Annotated in this window: 2 protein-coding genes and 1 pseudogene; 2 read left to right on the top strand and 1 reads right to left on the bottom strand. The window is 57.4% G+C overall.

Annotated features, from left to right (window positions below):
- Positions 1 to 117 (top strand): annotated as a pseudogene (locus tag ASF57_RS26520) (IS630 family transposase); the annotation flags it as partial.
- A 205-nt stretch (positions 118 to 322) separates the two neighbouring features.
- Positions 323 to 544 (top strand): hypothetical protein, encoded by a 222-nt coding sequence (locus ASF57_RS27395; RefSeq protein ID WP_156376242.1) that lies wholly within the window; start codon positions 323 to 325, stop codon positions 542 to 544.
- A 782-nt stretch (positions 545 to 1,326) separates the two neighbouring features.
- Here the strand turns inward: ASF57_RS27395 and ASF57_RS25010 are convergent.
- Positions 1,327 to 1,578 carry a hypothetical protein gene (locus ASF57_RS25010; RefSeq protein WP_082503985.1) on the bottom strand — a complete coding sequence of 84 codons (252 nt, stop codon included), beginning with the start codon at positions 1,576 to 1,578 and terminating at the stop codon, positions 1,327 to 1,329.
- Between the last annotated feature and the right edge of the window lie 455 nt (positions 1,579 to 2,033).

Raw genomic sequence — 2,033 nt, 5'->3', positions numbered from 1 at the left:
AAAGCGGCCGAGCGCACGGTCGATCGGCTCTGGACTGTCGTCGGCAATCTGCTCGACGCCTTCACCCCAACCGAGTGCGCAAACTACTTCGCTGCCGCCGGTTACGATCCGGAGTAGGTGGAAACCGCTCTAGCCGCCGCAGGAGATCGATGAGGCCAGAAGTAAGAACGAACTGATCCCCTTTCATAGCGTTCCTAGGTTCCAACCAGGAGAGCACCCGACATGAGAACTTTTTACGCGGTGGCGGTCGTAGGTTTGACACTTCTGGGTTCAGTGGGCTCAGTCTCGGCTCAGCCCTATGGGGGCCGAGATAACGGAGATCGTGATCGTAGTTCCCGCGACCGCGGCGGGGATTATGGAGATCGCGACTACGATCGAGGACGTGGCAGTCGGGACCGCGAAGATAATGACGGCTATCGTGATCGTAGCTCCCGTAACCGAGACGACGACGACCGTGGACGTGGCCGCAGGGATCGCAGTGAGGACCAAGGCTTCGACGAGCGCGAGTACCTGCGATGTAATCCTGATGTTCGCCAAGCCGTAGAGCAGGGCAAAATGCCCTCGGGTGCGGTCCACTACCGGACGTTTGGTCGTAAGGAAGGCCGCCGCCTCGGTTGCTGAGATGTGACCAGAGATGTAACTGTCCGCAGGTGGAACTCCCGCGGACACTTCAAAGTAGATAAGAGGGTTACCCAGATATTCTATTTATAATAACTAAATATGGTGAAACCGTTTTTATTTGTATGTAGCCGTTCCTAGACTTTTAAGGCGCAGGTAAGTTGTCGCTTTTCACCGCGTCCAAAGGTTCTATAATGGAACTCCCCTGACGCCATTTCGCGTCGTTCTACGGCCCGACGAACATCAGGATTACATCGCAGGTACTCGTCCTCGTCGAACTCAGCGTTAGGCTCCTCTTGCGACCCGCGACCCCGTTGGCGTCCGCGCTCATCATCGTCGTACCTGCCACTGCGCTGTCGGTCCCGATCTTCGTCGTACCCGCGACTACGTTCCCTTGGCCGATCATCCTCATCGTAGCTGCGATCGCGCCTATCATGGTCGCGCCTCCCATAGCTGCGATTGCCATACTCACGTTCCTCGTAGCCGTCGTCACGGCCATCTCGCTGAGCCAAGGCTGCGTCCACCGCACCCAGCAGACTGAGACCCACGAGTGCTGTGACCGAGAGCGTTTTCATGTCGGCGTCCTGCTCAGGCGGCGTCAAACGTTTGGGGTGCCCATTCCAGTTCAACGACCAAGCATAATCTTCAATGGACCAGCTTGGCCGTCAAATGGGCGCGCTGCGCTCAGTGTCTCAGCCTCACACCTTGTCAGCCGCAAGTGCGACGATAACGGCGGCAGTTGCCCTGGCCTTCCTCGCCATAGCGATCCTTGTTCTCGCAAGCGTCGCGAAGCTCGCGGCACATCCGACGATAGCGGCGCTCTTCACGCTCTTCACGGAAACCGCGCCCATCATCGACTTCCACACCGCCAGGGCCGAACCGGAAACCCTGCGCAAAGCTGGAGGTATCTTGGAGCAGCAACCCACCAAGGGCCGCCGTCACGAGCAGGATTTTACGCATTAGAAGCTCCATATTCCTTGGGCTATTGAGGAAAGGAGCCAAACGCCCGGCTGCCAAGAACGGTTCGTTTAGCTGCACGACACTCCCACACTTAGGCTTGAACGCTCGTTGGAGATGACTGCATCGTCCTCCAGCACGTCCTACAGTTTGTCCAAAGAAACTGCCGCCACCATTGTACAAAAAACGATCGGATACCCGACACCGCCGAGCTATGCACTTTGCGCAGGCGTAGCCTTTGCAAGGCATGCCGGTGAGTAGCGGCTTAGAATGACCGTTCAGGGTGGTTTCCTGCCCGTCCGGTTCTGGACGGGAGATGCATCGAAGCGGACATAGCCGCGGGGCCACTCACGATCCTTTGCAGACCTCCAGCAATGATGGCTAGATACCGTATCCTTTGCAGACCTCCAGCAATGATGGCTAGATACCGTGCATGCCGGATCTCGCATTGAAGAAAT

It is taken from the genome of Methylobacterium sp. Leaf117 (assembly GCF_001422985.1).
Taxonomy (GTDB): domain Bacteria; phylum Pseudomonadota; class Alphaproteobacteria; order Rhizobiales; family Beijerinckiaceae; genus Methylobacterium.
The sequence above is the reverse complement of the archived record's forward strand: the minus strand, read 5'-3'. Positions and strand labels throughout refer to the sequence as shown.

Excerpts from the sequence above, each read along its gene's own strand:
- ASF57_RS25010 (WP_082503985.1), bottom strand. The coding sequence starts at position 1,578 with ATGCGTAAAATCCTGCTCGTGACGGCGGCCCTTGGTGGGTTGCTGCTC.